General features: G+C 44.4%; 15 protein-coding genes. 3 read left to right on the top strand and 12 right to left on the bottom strand.

Annotated elements, in window-relative coordinates:
• Window positions 1–38 precede the first annotated feature (38 nt).
• On the bottom strand, window positions 39–1,469 hold the full coding sequence (locus MMOL_RS07320) for an aminotransferase-like domain-containing protein (RefSeq protein WP_015832383.1): 1,431 nt from the start codon (window positions 1,467–1,469) through the stop codon (window positions 39–41).
• A gap of 384 nt (window positions 1,470–1,853) precedes the next feature.
• Between MMOL_RS07320 and MMOL_RS07325 the strand changes: the two genes are divergently transcribed.
• Complete coding sequence (locus MMOL_RS07325) at window positions 1,854–2,234, top strand: flagellar protein FlaG (protein ID WP_015832384.1); 381 nt, start codon at window positions 1,854–1,856, stop codon at window positions 2,232–2,234.
• Window positions 2,235–2,394: 160 nt separating this feature from the next.
• Here MMOL_RS07325 and MMOL_RS07330 read toward each other — a convergent pair whose 3' ends face one another.
• From MMOL_RS07330 to MMOL_RS07350, 5 genes are all read right to left on the bottom strand, one after another.
• Window positions 2,395–2,874 (bottom strand): nuclear transport factor 2 family protein, encoded by a 480-nt coding sequence (locus tag MMOL_RS07330; protein ID WP_015832385.1) that lies wholly within the window; start codon window positions 2,872–2,874, stop codon window positions 2,395–2,397.
• A gap of 61 nt (window positions 2,875–2,935) precedes the next feature.
• Window positions 2,936–4,759: an ABC transporter ATP-binding protein gene (locus MMOL_RS07335; RefSeq protein ID WP_015832386.1), complete on the bottom strand. Its 1,824-nt coding sequence runs from the start codon at window positions 4,757–4,759 to the stop codon at window positions 2,936–2,938.
• Window positions 4,760–4,879: 120 nt separating this feature from the next.
• Window positions 4,880–5,353 carry a 2-C-methyl-D-erythritol 2,4-cyclodiphosphate synthase gene (gene ispF, locus MMOL_RS07340; RefSeq protein WP_015832387.1) on the bottom strand — a complete coding sequence of 158 codons (474 nt, stop codon included), beginning with the start codon at window positions 5,351–5,353 and terminating at the stop codon, window positions 4,880–4,882.
• Entirely contained in the window at window positions 5,353–6,042 is a 690-nt protein-coding gene (gene ispD, locus MMOL_RS07345) for a 2-C-methyl-D-erythritol 4-phosphate cytidylyltransferase (RefSeq protein WP_015832388.1), read from the bottom strand. The genes ispF and ispD overlap by 1 nt, the downstream gene beginning before the upstream one ends.
• A 138-nt stretch (window positions 6,043–6,180) precedes the next feature.
• Window positions 6,181–7,659, bottom strand: coding sequence for an aminotransferase-like domain-containing protein (locus MMOL_RS07350; RefSeq protein WP_015832389.1), 1,479 nt, complete (start codon window positions 7,657–7,659; stop codon window positions 6,181–6,183).
• 58 nt (window positions 7,660–7,717) lie between these two features.
• Here MMOL_RS07350 and MMOL_RS07355 point away from each other — a divergent pair, with 58 nt between their 5' ends.
• Window positions 7,718–7,963, top strand: coding sequence for a hypothetical protein (locus tag MMOL_RS07355; RefSeq protein WP_015832390.1), 246 nt, complete (start codon window positions 7,718–7,720; stop codon window positions 7,961–7,963).
• 45 nt (window positions 7,964–8,008) lie between these two features.
• Entirely contained in the window at window positions 8,009–8,734 is a 726-nt protein-coding gene (locus MMOL_RS07360; RefSeq protein ID WP_015832391.1) for an FMN-binding negative transcriptional regulator, read from the top strand.
• 132 nt (window positions 8,735–8,866) lie between these two features.
• Here MMOL_RS07360 and MMOL_RS07365 read toward each other — a convergent pair whose 3' ends face one another.
• The 6 genes from MMOL_RS07365 to kdpF are packed head-to-tail and all read right to left on the bottom strand — an operon-like array spanning window position 8,867 to window position 17,010.
• On the bottom strand, window positions 8,867–9,559 hold the full coding sequence (locus MMOL_RS07365) for a response regulator (protein WP_015832392.1): 693 nt from the start codon (window positions 9,557–9,559) through the stop codon (window positions 8,867–8,869).
• Window positions 9,560–12,304 (bottom strand): DUF4118 domain-containing protein, encoded by a 2,745-nt coding sequence (locus MMOL_RS07370; protein WP_015832393.1) that lies wholly within the window; start codon window positions 12,302–12,304, stop codon window positions 9,560–9,562.
• A 37-nt stretch (window positions 12,305–12,341) separates the two neighbouring features.
• Window positions 12,342–12,977: a potassium-transporting ATPase subunit KdpC gene (gene kdpC / locus MMOL_RS07375; protein ID WP_015832394.1), complete on the bottom strand. Its 636-nt coding sequence runs from the start codon at window positions 12,975–12,977 to the stop codon at window positions 12,342–12,344.
• Window positions 12,978–13,009: 32 nt separating this feature from the next.
• Window positions 13,010–15,103, bottom strand: coding sequence for a potassium-transporting ATPase subunit KdpB (gene kdpB, locus MMOL_RS07380; protein ID WP_015832395.1), 2,094 nt, complete (start codon window positions 15,101–15,103; stop codon window positions 13,010–13,012).
• 30 nt (window positions 15,104–15,133) lie between these two features.
• Window positions 15,134–16,921, bottom strand: a complete 1,788-nt coding sequence (kdpA, locus tag MMOL_RS07385) for a potassium-transporting ATPase subunit KdpA (protein ID WP_015832396.1) — start codon at window positions 16,919–16,921, stop codon at window positions 15,134–15,136.
• A complete protein-coding gene (gene kdpF / locus MMOL_RS12320; protein ID WP_081433023.1) occupies window positions 16,921–17,010 on the bottom strand; it encodes a K(+)-transporting ATPase subunit F in 90 nt (29 codons plus the stop codon). Before kdpF ends, kdpA begins: the two co-directional genes overlap by 1 nt.
• Window positions 17,011–17,149: the final 139 nt, after the last annotated feature.

Consider the following 17,149-nt stretch of genomic DNA (forward strand, 5'->3'; position numbering starts at 1 on the left):
AGATGCTTGCAAAAAAAGCATAACAGATGATAAAAATCTTACGATAACGGCTGTGGTATTAACGCTAATACCAGCGAACCTAAAGTTAACAGCGCGGCTTCTATGCGCGCATCCCAAATATGCCCGTAGTTCAAGCGTACATAACTGCTGAAGTGACGCTGCGCAGAAAATATCGGGCCAGGCGCGATGCTAATATCGTGATTAAGCGCAAGTTTATGCAGTTCCAGTGCATTAACGCTATCTGGCAACTTCACCCATAAAAAATACCCGCCCTGCGGTAAGGTTAAGCAGGTACCGGTAGGGAAATAACGCTCTATTGCTTCTACAAATTTAATTTGGTTTAGCAATAAGGCATGACGCAGATTACGCAAATGTCTGTCGTAACCGCCCTTTTGCAAATATTTGGCAATGGCTACTTGCGCCGGTACTGATGCAGAAATAGTTGTGGTTAACTTAAGCCGCGCGACTGCCTTTGCAAATCGCCCAGGTGCAACCCAACCCACTCTGTAACCAGGTGCTAGGCATTTAGAAAATGATGAACAATGCATGACCAAACCTTCGCTATCAAAGGCTTTTGCCGGCATGGGTCGTTTATCGGAAAAATACAACTCACCGTAAACATCGTCTTCAATTAGCGGCAGTTGATATTTGGTGATGAGTACCACCAAGGCCTGTTTCTTTTCATTAGAAAGCAAACTACCTAACGGATTCTGAAAGTTAGTCATCAACCAGCAAGCTTTAGGCTGGTGCTGCACAATGGCGCGCTCCATTGCCGCTAAATCAATACCGTCTTTAGGGTGGCTAGGAATCTCTACCGCGCGCAAACCTATGCGCTCTATAGATTGTAAGGCAGCATAAAAGGTCGGCGATTCAATAAGCACGGTATCACCAGGGCGAGCCACTGCCATCAAACATAGGTTTAATGCCTCCAGCGCACCATTGGTCACCACAATTTCATCTGCAGTTACATGCAGGCCATCTATCATGTAACGCAAAGCAATCTGGCGCCTAAGATTCATATCCCCAGCACTTAAATTATCTACACTGGCCCAAGGGTCCATAATCTGCACGCTGGAAGCCATGCTCTTGGCCAGATTCGCGCGTGGAAACAGTAACGGGCTTGGGAATGCCGAACCTAAAGGCACCACGCTTTTGAGCCGAATCGACTCCAGCACCTCAAATACCAACTCACTCACATCCACCTGTTTAGATTCTAGCTGGTCCTGTGTCACAGGCTCGGGCAAAGACGGAATATTCAGCGCACCGCCGGTAACGAAATAACCGGAGCGTTCGCGCGCCGTAATCAGGCCACGTGCCTCCAGCAGATAATATGCCTCTAATACCGTGGCCGCACTCACTTCACGGCTAATACTGGCTTGGCGTACAGATGGCAGTTTATCGCCACGGCACAACACCCCTTCTTGAATAGACTGGGCAATAGAATTAGCAAGCTGCTCGTAAAGCTTCATCGCTTTCCTGTGAGGTTAAATGTATACAAATGGCATGCTACCCGATAAGCACTGCTTTATAGAAATGAATACTAACTTCAATACTGAAAAATAATTAAATCTAAAATTATTAAATACAAACCACCAAAATCATGCTGATTAATTAAGTTTTATACAGAAAAAATCCTAGAAATGACATAAAAATACGTACAAATTAAAAATAATTTAAAAACTAACTATATGAATCCATTAACAATTAGATAAATATATAAATTATTTTAAATATTTTTCACTTTTACCCTAAAGTATCTAAATTAGCTGCCGTTAAATAGTTGTAGGATATGGCAAAATTTAACTTAATTTTTTAACCAATAACAATTTAAGACGCGATTTTAAAGGGCTAACATGTTTAATTCTTCAATAGATGGTTACGGCGGCATTAAAATGCCAATCAGCACGCAACAAACTACAGATGCGAGAGCGACGGCCCAAACCAGTAGTGCGAATCGCGCTGCGTTAAAATCAGTGGACACGTCTGACAACAGAACTTCAACTGAAGCAAACAAAGACATGTTAACGGCTGCGGTCAATAAATTGAATGAGTTGGTAGCGCCTGCCCTGCAAACAGTTCAATTCTCGATGGATGAAGAAGCTGGTCGCATGATTGTGAAAGTCATCGACACTGCGACGCAAAAAACCATCAGACAAATCCCTAACGAAGAGGTGCTAGCCTTTTCAAAAACACTGGGCAGACTACAAGGCTTAGTGGTAAGAGAACGCGCTTAATTAAGCCACACCCCATCGTCTAAAACAGCCTCAGCTGCATCACCTGTGAAATAAGCATTTACGGCACATTGGGTGCCGCAAATGCACGAGAAACACTACCCACAAATATCAGCCCTAAACCAGCCAATCGAAGATTGAGGCTGGTTAACGATGCCTCGCGCTATAAGCCCAATTCACTCAAGCTGGCATAATCATCAGGTCTGCGCCCTATCGGCCATAAAAACTTACGCTCAGTCTCTTTGATCGGTAAATCGTTGATACTGGCATAACGTAACTCCATTAAACCATTGGCATCAAACTGCCAATTTTCATTACCGTAAGAGCGATACCACTGCCCAGAGTCATCATGCCACTCATAGGCAAAGCGCACCGCAATACGGTTGTGATCGTGCGCCCACAGCTCTTTAATTAAGCGATACTCCAATTCACGCGACCATTTACGGGTTAAGAACGCAACAATCTGCTCACGCCCAGTTATAAACTCTGCCCGATTACGCCACTGACTATCAGGGGTATATACCAGCGATACGCGTTGCGGGTCTCGGCTGTTCCAGCCATCTTCAGCCAGACGCACTTTTTGCGCTGCTGTTTCACGCGTAAATGGAGGTAACGGTGGCTTTACTTCATTGCTTGCTGACATCTCTTCACTCCTAAAATATGAACATATTTAACACTGATGAAACGAGAAAAATGAGTAAGCGCTATTCTCCCAAAAAGCCGCCACTTTGGTGTGCCCATAAAGTTGCGTATATACCGCCTTGTTTAATCAGGGTTTGATGATCGCCCTCTTCGACAATTCGGCCATCATCCAGCACAATAAGGCGGTCCATCGCTGCAATGGTAGAAAGCCGGTGCGCAATAGCCACCACAGTTTTTCCCTGCATCAAGTCATACAGGCTCGCCTGTATCGCCTGCTCCACCTCAGAATCCAACGCACTGGTAGCTTCATCCAGCAGCAAGATTGGTGCATCTTTTAAAATAACCCGCGCAATTGCAATACGCTGACGCTGGCCACCTGATAACTTTACACCACGCTCGCCTACATGTGCATCATAACCGGTGCGCCCTTTAGCATCGCGCAGGCTTAAGATAAAGTCATGCGCCTCGGCACGCTTTGCTGCATCCATCATCTCTTGCTCGGTGGCGTTTGGCCGCCCATACAGAATATTGTCACGCACACTGCGATGCAGCAGCGAGGTATCTTGCGTCACCATCGCAATCTGGCTGCGCAAGCTGTTTTGCGTCACGTCGCGCACATCCTGCCCATCAATCAAAACGCGGCCACTCTCTACATCATAAAAACGTAACAGCAGATTCACGATGGTAGATTTACCAGCGCCAGAGCGCCCAACCAGACCAACTTTTTCACCAGGTCTAATATTCAAACTCAACGCTCTTAATACTGAGGTCTGCATACCATACGCAAAATCAACCTGATCAAAGGTGATTTCACCGCTGCTGATTTTTAATGATGGCGCGTCTGGCTTGTCGATAATCTGCTGGGTGAGCGATAGCGTGTTTACGCCATCTTGCGCGGTGCCGATATGCTCATATAGCGAAGTAAGTTCCCACATCACCCAATGCGAAATACCATTGAGGCGTAGCGCCATAGCCGTAGCGGCCGCCACACCGCCAACGCTCACCTGATTATTAGTCCACAACCACAGCGCAACACCGGAAGTTGCAATCACTAACAGCATATTCAAAATATGGTTGGTAAACTCCACACCAGACACATAGCGCATTTGCTTATGCACAGTGCCCAAGAACTCACTCATGGCAGATTTGGCATAGTATGCCTCGCGCCCCGCGTGTGAGAACAATTTAACTGTACTGATATTTGTATAGGCATCGGTGATACGCCCAGTCATTAATGAGCGAGCATCTGCCTGGTTTTGCGAAACCTTGGCTAATCTTGGTACAAAGTAGCTGAGTGAAATGACATAACATACGACCCACACCAGAAACGGCACGACTACCATGGCGTTAAAATGCCCGACCACTGCTACCATCGTCACAAAATAAATCACTACGAAGACTAAAATATCCGCCACAATAAACCACACGTCACGCACGGCTAATGCAGTTTGCATCACCTTTGCAGAAACACGCCCGGCAAACTCATCCTGATAAAAACTCATGCTTTGCCCAAGCATTAATCGGTGAAAATTCCAGCGCAAACGCATCGGGAAATTACCCGCTAAGGTTTGATGCTTAATCAGGGTTTGTACCGCTATCAGCACACCACTGAAAATCAGCAACCCTGCCAACATCAATAAGTGATTTTTCTCAGTCTGCCACAACAATGCTGGCGAGGTCTTGCTCAACCAATCCACCACTTTGCCCATCACGGCAAATAGCATGGCCTCAAACCCGCCAATCATGGCAGTAAAAAATGTCATCACTAATATAAATAAACGCGAACCTTTGGTGCATGACCATAAGAATGGCCATAGGGCATTAGGTGGAGGAACGATTTCTTTTGCAGGAAAAGGATTTAACAGGTTTTCAAACCAGCGCAGCATAGTGGCCTTTGGTCATGCATCTTATACAGATGCGTTTAGTCATAAATGCGTAAATAGATTGCGTAACACGCATCGGTTTTGTATAGATGGGCAATGCGCATCAGGTTAGTGCAGCTGCCTTCAGTTAGGTTGCAACAGGCATACCGCCTCGGCGGCAACACCTTCACCTCGGCCAGTAAAACCAAGCTTTTCGGTTGTGGTAGCTTTCACGTTAATTTGCGTCACATCAACCCCGCAATCTGCAGCAATATGCACACACATCGCAGCCGTATGCGGGCTCAACTTAGGCGCCTCGCACATCACGGTAGCGTCAATATTACCCACCGTGTAGCCACGCTCTCGCACTAGGCTCACCACGTGTCTTAGTAACTGACGTGAATCTATCCCCTTGTAGCGCATATCCGTTGGCGGGAAGTGCTTACCAATATCACCCAGGGCTACAGCGCCCAGCAATGCGTCGCAAATAGCATGCAGCAATACATCCGCATCAGAATGTCCATCCAAGCCTTTGTCATGCGGAATATCTACCCCGCCGATAATGCACTTACGACCAACCACTAAAGCATGCACATCAAAGCCGTGACCAATTCTCATTATGCGATTTCCTTTTGTATTAGCACTTCCATCAGCGCCATGTCTTGTGGGTAGGTAATTTTCATGTTTCTTAGTGAGCCAACCACCAATTTAGGTTCCAACCCTAGCGCTTCTACGGCCTGCGCTTCGTCCGTAGGTGAGCCATCAAAGCTCTCTAAAGCACGCTTCAACAGGCTATAGCGGAACATTTGTGGGGTTTGTGCCTGCCACAGACCTTCACGAGGAATCGTATTTTTCACACGCGCATCGGCATCAGACTGCTTTAAGGTATCTGCCAAGGGCAGTGCCAGCAACCCGCCCACCGCATCATGCTCCAAGCTATCTAATAAGGTATTGAGTAGCGACAAACTTAAACCTGGTCGTGCCGCATCATGTACAAGTATCCAGTCATCCTCTGCTATCTGCGATTGCAACGCCAGCAAGGTATTTAACACGGTTTGCGCCCGCGTTTCACCGCCTGTGTAATGTAGCTGCAATCGACTATTAGCATCTAGATCGAGATTGCGCCAGAAATAATCCTCCGGGCTTAACGCTAAGTTAATACTAGCAATACGTGGCGATGCGAAAAAAGTCTGGATACTGTAAGAAATCATCGGCTTACCAGACAAGGGCAAATACTGTTTTGGAATAGCCGTTTCCATCCGATTACCGATGCCAGCTGCGGGGATAACAATGTGAAAACGTGCCATACTAAACCATCAATAAATTAAAAATCATGCTCGGATTCTAACATAGCCACCTGACCGATTTTAAAAATAACGCGGTGCTAGACATGTGTATCTGGCGTGGCACCAGCATATTAACTAGCCAGTTAACAAGCTAGCTAACTAGTTTGGTTTATTTGCATCGACCTGCCGTTTTAGAAAGTCAAAAATCCTATCGTCATCGCAATGTGCCACATTAAAACGCAGCCAGGATGATGGCTCCTGATAAGGGCGGAATAAATTACCCGGCGCTAGCATGATATTTTCCTGTGTTGCTAATGTGGCAACCTCTGCCGCATTGCGCCCATTTGGTAACTCAGCCCACACAAACATACCGCCAACCGGGTCTGCGTGTAACTTCAGGCCACTTTGCTCCAACTGCGCTATCACTTGTCCGCGCTTTTCTTGCAAACGTGAACGTACGCGCTCCACGTGTTTGCGATAGCGCCCCTCAATTAAAATCTGGTACATCACTCTCTGGTTTATTTCAGAAGTCGTCAGGCCAGAAAGTAGTTTTAAATCCAGCAACTTTGCAGCCAGCTCTGGAGCACAGGCAATAAAACCTACGCGCAAGCTGGCAGATATGGTCTTGGAGAAGCTACTAATGTAGATGACGCGTTTAAGCTGGTCTAACGTTGCCAGCCTAGATGCATTGCTTGGATGCAAGTCGCCGTAGATATCATCTTCCACGATATAGAGCTGATGCTTTTCAGCCAATTGCAAAATTTGGTGCGCAACGGCCAGACTGGTGCTGGTTCCGGTTGGGTTATGCAGCACGGTATTAGTAAAAAACAACTTGGGCTGATACTCTTGGATTAACTGCCCCATGCGCGCCACGTCGGGCCCGTCTATATTACGGGGAACGCCGATTAATTTGGCGCCCAAAGTTTTAAGATAGCCAAAAAGCGTGTAATAACCAGGATCATCAATCAACACGGCATCACCTGGCCTGATCAAAAGGCGCGCCGTTAAATCCAGGCCATGTGTAGCGCCGTTAGTCATGATGACCTGATTCACCTCGGCAGCAATGCCAATATCAGACAGATGCTTTTGCAATAGATGCTGACGTAATGGCAAATAGCCGCTCACATCGCCATACCGCGTTAAAAACTCACCTGGCTTGCGTGATAGTTCATGCAAACTTTTCTGTATCACACTCTGATTCAACCAATCGCTAGGTAACCAGCCACAGCCTGGCCTGACTGCACCAGAGATATCATGAAAAGTATTATGCAGCAGCCATAACACATCATCCGCCTGTTCTAGACGGCAGTTGCTCACTGTCGAAATTTCCACCTGCTGCCGCGCCGCAACATAAAATCCAGAGCCGCGACGCGAGGACAAATACCCTAATGCCACCAAGCGATCATAAGCATCCACCACAGTAAAACGGCTGACATCATGCTGAATGGCAAAGTTGCGTATAGAAGGCAGGCGCGTCCCCGTTCTCAGTACACGCTCCTCAGTTAAGCGCTTGATGCCTGCAACAATCTGCTCCACCAAGGGGATGGAATCGAGTGGATTCAAAGTCAGTAAAGGCGATGTATCTGGCATGGTGTTGTTACCTGTACAGTTATCCGTAGTGAATAATAAATTGTACATGTAGTGTCATGGTATAGAAAGCTATAGTGGTATCAGTCAATAACGGGATCACCCAACCATGAAACGCATTACACTACCAGCATGCCTAATTTTGTTAGCAATAACAGGATGTACCAACCAAGCGGAAGCACAGGGCAGACAAGCCACCACCGATATTGCGCAAGAAACACCAATCGTTAAATCTAAAGATGAGAAACCGTGCCTAACCAATTTTTCCAACAAATTAGCCGCATGCACAGGCAGCAACTCCCAGCAAAAACGCTTTGTATTGGTACGCTCTGTCGCTATCCCAGAAAACCAATAAACTATTGTATGTAAATCCATAGACGCAACACCTAAAAGTTAATTTATGTATATTCCAGCACATTTTGCAGAAAGTCGCCCGCAAGTACTTTTAGACATTATTGCAAACTACCCACTGGGAACATTGGTAACGCAAGACGCCAATGGCTTAGAAGCCAATCACCTCCCATTTGAAATATATGCAGACGGGGATGAGCACTGCACATTACTGGCACACGTAGCAAAAGCTAACCCAATTTGGCGTAAAACTGCAGCAGGTGATGAAGTGCTGGTAATTTTTAAGGGCGTAGATGCATATGTATCGCCCAACTGGTATCCAAGCAAACATGAAACGCATCGGCAAGTGCCCACCTGGAATTATCAAGCCGTGCATGTGTACGGGAAAATTAGGTTTATAGAAGATGTGAACTATCTGCGCGCGATGCTTGAACGCCTCACGCATACGCACGAACATAAGGTACAGCCAGAGTCTCCCTGGCAGATGTCAGATGCCCCGCCAGACTATATAGCAGGAATGTTAAAAGCGATTATAGGCATTGAGATTAGCATCACCAGAATTATAGGCAAGTCAAAGCTAAGTCAGAACAAACAGGTTCAAGACAGGACCAACCTAGCTGCAGAACTGTATCGCCAAGGACATACAGTAATCTCCGAGCTAACGCTCAAAAACATAGCATCCTCAGAGGAAGCTCACGAAGCCTCAGCTCAAGCTAACAAACAACTATTAAACAACAAAAAAAGCTCGCTTAAGCGAGCTTTTTTAAAAATTTAACATCCAATTAAGTTCTACTGGATATTATTTGTATCTATCGTAAATTATAGTAATTTTATTAAAGGCTGTTAGGGTGAGTTTTATATCTCAACATGCCCGTCAACCACCCTAAATTGGTGCCGAAGTAGCTTATTAAATGAATCTAAAGCCAACTCCGATTTCTGTAATTAAATGCTCAGGCTGCGTTGGATTATCTTCAAGCTTTTGTCGTAAGTGACTCATATAGATTCTAAGGTAGTGTTCATTATCTACATAACTTGGCCCCCAGACCTCTTTTAACAATTGTCTTTGGGTAACTACTCGGCCAGCATTTTTAACTAATTCTGTAAAAAGTCTAAATTCAATTGGCGTAAGATGAATTATTTGTCCGTTTTTTGAAACTAATCTTTTGGGTAGATCTACAGTAATGCTTCCAAATACATGAACACCCAGCTGATTTACATCACTAAGCATGGCTCTCCGTCGCAATTGCGCCCGTAATCTCGCTAGCAACTCAGGTGTGCCAAAAGGTTTAGATACAAAGTCATCTGCACCAGCATCTAAAGCAGCTACTTTTTCGGACTCTTGCGTTCTGGCAGAAAGTATAATGATTGGGACATTACTCCAGTTTCTGGTGTCCTTTATTACTTCAAGCCCGTCCATATCAGGTAATCCCAGATCCAAAATAACCGCATCCGGCTTTCTTGTGCCAATCTCAATCAGCCCCTGTTTTCCAGTCTCTGCGCAATACACCTGAAAATTCTCACTCTCAAGGGCAGCAGTAACGAAACGACGAATCTGTAATTCGTCTTCGATTAATATGATATTTCCGATAGTGTTAAACATTTATACTAAATCATCATCTGGTGGGAGACTTGGTGGTGTCCCTAAAGGTAGCGAAAAGGTGAATATAGCGCCATGTGGAGGTTTGTTGTTCGCCCAAATCTTGCCATCATGCGCTTCAATAATTGCTTTACATATAGACAACCCAAGACCAACACCGGCTTTTGATGATTCTTTCTCCCCACGTGTAAATTTCTCAAAGAGTTGATTTTCCAAATTTTCAGGCAAACCAGAGCCTTCGTCTGCAACTGATATCCAAACATCATTTTGCTGCGTTCTAGCACTTATAAAGATTCTATTCCCTGCAGGTGAGTATTTGCTAGCATTGTCTAGCAAATTACATAAAACTCTGTCAATTAGAACAGCATCAAACTCAATCAGTGGCAGGTCATGTGGCATGTCGATTACTATAGTATGCTTTGATACTACTTCACTCATAGTGCGCAGCGAGGTGCCAACAACCTCTTCAAGTAGTTGCCATTGTTTATTAAGTTTAACTTTCCCGGATTGTAGTCTCGCCATATCAAGTAAATTAACGACAAGATTCTTCATTCGTATGGATTGCTCATTCAGCATGGAGACATATTCATAACGCTTATCATTAATTTCTGTTTCTTGTTTAAGCCAGCCGGCAGCTGCAATAATAGTGGTAAGTGGCGTGTTTAAATCATGTGAAATTGCGCTTAATACAGAATTCCTTAATCGTTCAGACTCCATAGAGATGAGGGCTTCCTGTGCAACCTCCACATAATGAACACGCTCAATTGCAATTGCAATTTGAGAAGAGAAAGTGTCTAGCAATTGTCTTTGTTCAGGTAAGAATATTGTACGGTTTCCCTTCGATAAATTAGTATCAGGCAAAATCACTAACACGCCTCTCGTGCGCATAGGAGCCTGCAAAGGAATATATAAAGCAGGTGCTGATGGCAATGTATCGGTTCCAAAGCCAGCTTGCTGCTGATGGTCATATACCCATTGAGCTACAGCTAAATCCACATCAAAATTAGAATTTAAATCAGGTTTAGCATTTGAGATTTTATGTAGAGAAGTGTTGACAATTTTCTCTTGGCTATCTGGTAATAATATTGCTACTTTAGCTTTAAAAATACCAGATAAATGTGGAATGCTAATTTCAATAATATGTGCTGCAGTAAGCGCTGAAGCCAATGACTTACCTAAATCATACAAGGCGCGACTGCGCTTTTCGCGATTCATCGCTACCATCGCCTGATAGCGTAAATTGGCGGTCAAGTTACTAATGACTAACGCAACGACTAACATAACAGCAAAAATAAGTAAGTACTGTGTATCTGATACGCTAAACGAAAGTTTAGGTGGTACGAAAAAGAAATCGAACGTTGCAACGCTGATAAAAGATGAAAATATGCCGGGTCCTCTACCATATTTAGATGAAATCAAAATCACACCTAAAAGGTAAAGCATCACTACATTGGCTAATTCAAAATAATCTAATAACTGAGCGGACAATATTGCCGTAATAGCGCACACAATGGCAGCAATGTAATATCCTGCATAGCTTTTATCTCCAGAGGCTCGTTCCAAGTTATCCGTATTATCATGATTAGTGGCTAGTCTTTCAGCTAATGTTCGTTCACGAGAAACAACATGAAGATCAATGTCCGTCGCGTGGTTAGTCAAATCATCAACCACGCCAGGTAAAATCAAACGCTCAAGGGTCGTACGGGTAGATTTACCCACTACAAGTTTTGTTACATTACGACTGCGGGCATAGCTCAACACAGTTTCCGCCACCTTGGTACCGCTTAATGTAGCCGTCTCTGCACCTAACGTTTCAGCAAGTTTTAGTGTTTTTAAAATTAGGTTACGTTGCTTATCTGAAATGCGCTGTAATTTTGGTGTTTCTACATAGACTGCTAGCCAGTCCGATTTTAAACTTTGCGCTAATCTAGCAGCCACTCTCACTAAACGTTCAGACTCTGAATCCGGACCAACACAGACCAGCAAGCGATCTTTAGCTTGCCAAACCTGACTTATAGATGAGTTGGTACGGTATTCACGCATTTGCGAATCTACGCGATCCGCAGTACGTCTTAGTGCCATTTCCCGTAAGGCGATGAGATTTCCTTTGCGAAAGAAACTTTTACCTGCACGTTTTGCTTGTTGCGGTTGATACACTTTCCCATCTTGTAGTCTTTGCAGCAATTCATCCGCTGGCAAATCAACCAAAGTAACTTCATCAGCGATATCGAATACTTTGTCAGGTATCGTTTCACTGACTCGAATGCCAGTGATTTGGCCCACTACATCATTCAAACTCTCAATATGTTGCACATTGAGCGTGGTGTAAACATCAACACCTGCAATCAATAACTCTTCAACATCTTGCCAACGTTTTGGGTGTCGCGACCCTTCAACATTGGAGTGTGCAAGTTCGTCCACCAGAATTAAGTCTGGTTTACGTGCTAATGCCGCATCAAGGTCAAATTCAGTTAACTCACGCTCTCGATAAATGAGTTTTTTAAGTGGCAATACTTCTAAGTTGGCTAATTGGCTTTGTGTCCCAATACGACCATGCGTTTCCACTATGCCAACAACAACGTCCAGACCTTCTTGGCGTAGCGTACGGGCCGTTGATAGCATAGCGAAGGTTTTACCTACACCTGCGCAAGCGCCAAAGAAAATCTTTAAGCGACCACGCTTTTCCTTTTCCGCGTCTTTGTTAATCTTTTCCAGCAACAGGTCTGGATTTGGGCGATCATCATTCATAGTTAATTATTTATATAGAAGTCTAAAATATCCAGAATTAACGAGCGCTAGTCTTCGTTGCGTTATCCAAGGCAATGTTAAGTAATAGCACGTTGACACGCGGCTCGCCCAATACGCCCCATTGGCGCCCTTCAGTATTGTTATTAATTAAAGCTTGTACAGTTTCTGGACTTAATCCTCTGGCTTTCGCCACTCTATTTATCTGATAATAAGCTGCGGCGGGGCTGATGTGCGGATCCAAGCCGCTGGCAGAAGTCGTCACTAAATCAACAGGTATAGGTTGCGAATTGTCTGGATCTGCATTTTTCAGCGCAGCAACACGTCCTTTAACTGCTTCAGCTAATGCAGGATTAAGCGGCCCTAGACTTGAGCCAGTCGAGGCTGCTGCATTATTTGGATAGGGCGCTGTAGCAGATGGACGGCCCCAAAAGTATTTGGCTTCCGTAAAGTTTTGACCAATTAAAGTAGAGCCAACTAATTTTCCATCTTTCTCTATCAAAGATCCACCAGCTTGTTTTGGCATTAGCCATTGCCCAATGCCGGTTGTCACTAGTGGGTACACTATTCCGGTAATGATTGTAAGTACAACAAACAACAATGCTGCAGACCTAATAGTTTGCTTGATTGACTCTTTGAAACCTATAGCGGCATTATTTTCGATGATTCTATCCATGATTTTTCCTTTAAAAACTCTGTGATATTTGCTTATGCAAAACCAACTGATGTCAGCGCAGCATCAATAATTTTGATACCAATGAAAGGCACAACAAGTCCACCTAAACCATAGATGAGCAAGTTTCTACGTAATAATTGCTGTGCGCCTATGGCTTTGTAAGCAACACCTTTTAAGGCCAGTGGGATTAAAACAATAATAATGAGAGCATTAAAAATCACAGCAGAAAGGATGGCTGAGTTTGGACTGCCCAAATGCATGATATTGAGTGCATTAAGTGCTGGAAATGTACTCGCAAAGGCTGCAGGGATGATGGCGAAATATTTGGCTACATCGTTAGCGATACTGAATGTTGTAAGCGAACCGCGCGTCATCAGCATTTGTTTGCCAATTTCAACAATTTCGATCAGCTTAGTAGGGTTTGAGTCTAAATCCACCATGTTGCCTGCTTCTTTAGCTGCTTGTGTACCCGTATTCATGGCCACGGCAACATCTGCTTGTGCCAATGCTGGGGCGTCATTCGTACCGTCACCCGTCATCGCGACTAGCTTACCTTCTGCCTGATAATCTCGGATGAGCTTTAGCTTAGCTTCTGGTGTAGCTTCTGCTAAAAAGTCATCCACCCCTGCCTCAGCAGCAATGGCAGCAGCGGTTAAACGGTTATCGCCCGTAATCATGATGGTTGTAATACCCATACGACGTAATTCAGAAAAACGTTCTTTTATACCACCTTTCACAATGTCTTTAAGTTCGACGACACCTAATACTACTTTGTCATCTGCAACCACTAACGGCGTGCTACCACGACGCGCTACATCATCTACTTTTTGATTAATATCCGCGGTGAATACACCACCCAGATTTTCCACATGCTGTTTGATAGCACTTGCAGCTCCTTTGAGAATTTCACGTTGACGATCACCATCTTTCAAATGAACCCCGCTCATCCTAGTTTGTGCTGTAAACGGTATGAATGTAGCGCCTAGTGTGGCAATTTCGCGTTCACGAATATTAAAGCGGATTTTTGCTAATACTACGACACTGCGTCCTTCTGGTGTTTCATCGTTTAATGATGCCAATTGCGCTGCATCGGCTAACGCATGTTCAGTAACACCATTAGCCGGTATAAATGTTGAAGCTTGGCGGTTACCCAATGTAATCGTACCTGTTTTATCCAACAACAATACGTTTACATCTCCAGCTGCTTCGACTGCGCGACCTGAAGTTGCAATGACATTAGCTTGCATCATGCGACTCATGCCCGCCACACCAATGGCTGAAAGTAAACCCGCAATGGTAGTTGGAATTAAACAGACTAATAGGGAGATGAGTACTGTGACGCTAGGGGGTGAACCAGCACCAACTGCACTTACACCAAACATTGAGAACGGCAACAAGGTGACCGTGACCAATAGAAATACTATCGTGAGTGCTACCAAAAGAATCGTTAAGGCAATTTCATTAGGTGTTTTTTGACGTTTTGCACCTTCTACCATAGCAATCATTCGGTCTAGAAATGCTTCACCAGGATTAACACTGACACGCATCACTATCCAGTCAGACAACACCTGCGTACCGCCTGTGACCGCACTGAAATCACCACCGGATTCTCGAATCACAGGAGCCGACTCACCCGTAATGGCAGCTTCGTTGACTGACGCAATACCATCAACCACTTCACCATCTGCCGGGATCATGTCTCCAGCTTCTACTAATAACAAGTCGCCTCTACGCAAGCTATTGCTATCAGTAAGCGTGACTGCAGACTCACGTGATTCATTGGCTAGCTTTTTAGCGACCACATTTTTCTTGGCACTGCGTAATGAGGCAGCCTGTGCTTTACTACGACCCTCTGCCATCGCTTCAGCAAAGTTCGCAAATAACACAGTGAACCATAACCAAATACTTACTAAAGCAATGAATCCTGAAGCAGCCTCATCTTTACCAAATAGAGACTTTATCAAGAACATAGTAGTAAGGATGCTGCCCAAGTAAACAACAAACATTACTGGGTTGCGCCACTGTATTTGTGGGGCTAGTTTTTTGAATGATTCTGCAATGGCCGGCTTGACCAGTTTCGGGTCAAACATTGATTTCATCGCTGAACTTGAGGCTGAACTAGACATAGTGTTTTCCTAAATAATTCTTTAACTTTATTAAACGCCAACCATAAGCAGATGCTCAATGACAGGGCCAAGGGCGAGGGCCGGAATATAAGTAAGTGCGCCTACCAATATCACTGCACCTATCAGCAATGTGACAAATAATGCGCCGTGTGTTGGCATGGTGCCCAAACTCACAGGAATACGTTTTTTAGCTGCCATAGAACCTGCAATCGCTAATACCGGCAGAATGATGCCAAAGCGACCAAAGAACATCGCAAAAGCTAATAACGTGTTATAAAAGGGGGTATTGGCAGAAAGCCCTGCAAACGCACTACCGTTGTTATTGGCTGCTGATGACAAGGCATATAACATTTCACTAAAGCCATGCGCCCCGGGGTTAGCAACGCCTACAGTACCTGAAGTAACGCTGACGGCAATCGCGGTACCAATTAATACCAACAATGGTGTGACTAAAATAATGATGGCAGTCATTTTCATATCGAATATTTCAATTTTTTTGCCTAAATATTCTGGCGTACGGCCTATCATTAGCCCGGCAATAAATACAGCCAATACTGCATAGATCAACATGGTATAAAGTCCAGAGCCAACACCACCAAAAATCACTTCACCAAGCTGTATGAGCCACATTGGTACTAGGCCGCCAATTGGTGTTAATGAATCATGCATGGTATTTACCGCACCGCATGAGGCAGCAGTGGTAACGGTAGCAAATAAGGCAGATGAAACAATACCAAACCGGGTTTCCTTACCTTCCATATTACCGCCTGATTGAAGTGCCATACCAGACTGCGAGACGCTCACTGTTTGGTCTGCACCGCTAGCCGTTAATATAGGGTTACCAGCCTGTTCTGCCGAAATTGCGACTGCAGCCATGACTACAAACACTATCGCCATGGCAGAAAATACCGCCCAACCTTGTCGTCTATCGCCCACCATCATGCCGAATGCAAAACACAATCCTGCCGGTATCAAAAATATCGCCAGCATCTGTAAAAAATTAGAAAGCGGCGTGGGGTTTTCAAATGGATGTGCAGAATTGGTATTAAAAAAGCCACCACCATTTGTACCAATCATTTTGATGGCCTCTTGTGAAGCTACAGGCCCCATTGCTAATGTCTGCGTATTGGCAGTTTGATTTATCAGCTGACCAGCTTCATTAGCCGTTGAATAAGTGGTTGGTTGTAAAGTCGAAACTTCTTTGTAAGCATCAAAGTTTTGAATTACCCCTTGTCCCATGAGCGCGATTGCAAATACAAATGACAACGGCAACAATATATACAAAGTAGAACGCGTCATATCCACCCAGAAATTACCGATGGTTTTTGATGTATGTCTTGCAAATCCACGAATTAGAGCAAAAACCACTGCAATTCCTGTTGCGGCTGAAAGGAAGTTTTGCACTGTTAGCCCAAGCATCTGCGACAAATAACTCATTGTTGTCTCGCCTGAGTAGCCTTGCCAATTCGTATTTGTGACGAAACTAATCGCCGTGTTGAAAGATGAATCAACGCTGACTGCGGAGAAGTGTTGTGGGTTTAACGGCAACCAGACTTGCCAGCGTTGCAATATGTAGACAAACGCCACACCTACTAAATTAAAAAGTAATAACGCTATAGCGTATTGCTTCCACCCCATTTCGGTATCTGGGCTTGTGCCAAGTGTGCGATAGATAAGACGCTCAAAAGGAGCACTAAGCCTATTGATTATTTTACAGTTGCCATTCATTACATTGACAATCCACAAACCCATAGGCTTAGTAACTAACAATAATACCGTGAGAAATAAACCTACTTGCACTAAAGTATTTGAGAACATTAAAAATTCTCCGGTTTAATTAATACGTAAAATAAATAAGCCAATACCAGCAAGGCTATTAGACCACTAATCCAAATCATTGCGTTCATTTTTTACCACTCCAATTAACGAGGATATAAATCAGGAAATAGCAAATGATTAAATAGATAATAACCAAGCTAATGCCACAGATATCCATACTCGAATTCCATACAAACTATGAGTATTGAATGGTAGGCTTCAGCGAAT

This window comes from Methylotenera mobilis JLW8, from assembly GCF_000023705.1.
Lineage (GTDB): Bacteria > Pseudomonadota > Gammaproteobacteria > Burkholderiales > Methylophilaceae > Methylotenera > Methylotenera mobilis.

Coding starts and splice junctions, on each gene's coding strand:
- MMOL_RS07320 (WP_015832383.1), bottom strand. CDS start 1,469: ATGAAGCTTTACGAGCAGCTTGCTAATTCTATTGCCCAGTCTATTCAA.
- MMOL_RS07370 (WP_015832393.1), bottom strand. CDS start 12,304: ATGAATGATGATCGCCCAAATCCAGACCTGTTGCTGGAAAAGATTAAC.
- MMOL_RS07350 (WP_015832389.1), bottom strand. CDS start 7,659: ATGTACAATTTATTATTCACTACGGATAACTGTACAGGTAACAACACC.
- MMOL_RS07325 (WP_015832384.1), top strand. CDS start 1,854: ATGTTTAATTCTTCAATAGATGGTTACGGCGGCATTAAAATGCCAATC.
- MMOL_RS07330 (WP_015832385.1), bottom strand. CDS start 2,874: ATGTCAGCAAGCAATGAAGTAAAGCCACCGTTACCTCCATTTACGCGT.
- MMOL_RS07360 (WP_015832391.1), top strand. CDS start 8,009: ATGTATATTCCAGCACATTTTGCAGAAAGTCGCCCGCAAGTACTTTTA.
- kdpF (WP_081433023.1), bottom strand. CDS start 17,010: ATGAACGCAATGATTTGGATTAGTGGTCTAATAGCCTTGCTGGTATTG.
- ispF (WP_015832387.1), bottom strand. CDS start 5,353: ATGAGAATTGGTCACGGCTTTGATGTGCATGCTTTAGTGGTTGGTCGT.
- MMOL_RS07365 (WP_015832392.1), bottom strand. CDS start 9,559: ATGTTTAACACTATCGGAAATATCATATTAATCGAAGACGAATTACAG.
- MMOL_RS07335 (WP_015832386.1), bottom strand. CDS start 4,759: ATGCTGCGCTGGTTTGAAAACCTGTTAAATCCTTTTCCTGCAAAAGAA.
- kdpB (WP_015832395.1), bottom strand. CDS start 15,103: ATGTCTAGTTCAGCCTCAAGTTCAGCGATGAAATCAATGTTTGACCCG.
- kdpC (WP_015832394.1), bottom strand. CDS start 12,977: ATGGATAGAATCATCGAAAATAATGCCGCTATAGGTTTCAAAGAGTCA.
- kdpA (WP_015832396.1), bottom strand. CDS start 16,921: ATGTTCTCAAATACTTTAGTGCAAGTAGGTTTATTTCTCACGGTATTA.
- MMOL_RS07355 (WP_015832390.1), top strand. CDS start 7,718: ATGAAACGCATTACACTACCAGCATGCCTAATTTTGTTAGCAATAACA.
- ispD (WP_015832388.1), bottom strand. CDS start 6,042: ATGGCACGTTTTCACATTGTTATCCCCGCAGCTGGCATCGGTAATCGG.